Source organism: Lactiplantibacillus sp. ME-2, assembly GCF_022549155.1.
Lineage (GTDB): Bacteria > Bacillota > Bacilli > Lactobacillales > Lactobacillaceae > Lactiplantibacillus > Lactiplantibacillus plantarum.
On sequence record NZ_JAKZEQ010000124.1, the window covers coordinates 1 to 622 of the forward strand.

Sequence of the window (622 nt, forward strand, 5' to 3'; positions counted from 1 at the left end):
TAATCTAAAAGAACGCTCTGGCAAATAACTTGCCGGAGCGTTCTTTTGAAATCAAATTAATTTTTAAAAATGAATGTTAAAGCTGAAGTCAATGTCTTGATCAGCGGGGATATGATATGGGGCTTCTACGTCCGTTCCCCAACTATCAATACCACCGACCCCACGAACGGCACCGTAGATTGATAAGACCGTTCGCCGTGCTAATGGTAATTCTTCCATGTGTGTTGCGTTTTCTAGCTCAGCGGCGGTATAGGGGAGGCAGCTGAAGGCGAATGGTGCATCGGCTTGGCTAAATGTCAAACTGAACGGTGTGTTGTCATGATCAGCGTTATTTTGTGTTGTTGATCGCGTTACTGTCACTTGTTCAGTTTGCATGTGCATACCGCATTCTTGTGGGACCAAGTATGGTGTGACTGGTAGACTGTCAACGTGGAATTGCCCGTGTGTTGCGCCAGCCAGCCGGTCAGGATAAGTCTCACCGGACAAACCGGTATAGTCGAAGCCGGTCGCGGTAGTTGGCATGATAAACCGCAGACCAAATGCGGGTAGCTCTGGCAAATCAGACTGACCGCTATAATGGGTGGCAACGTTGATTTGACCATCTGCTGTCACCGTATAAGTT

At 47.7% G+C, this 622-nt stretch carries 1 pseudogene; it reads right to left on the minus strand.

Features of this window, described 5'->3' with window-relative positions:
* Window positions 1–63: 63 nt before the first annotated feature.
* Window positions 64–622, minus strand: a pseudogene (locus MMY95_RS15645) (beta-galactosidase small subunit); the annotation flags it as partial.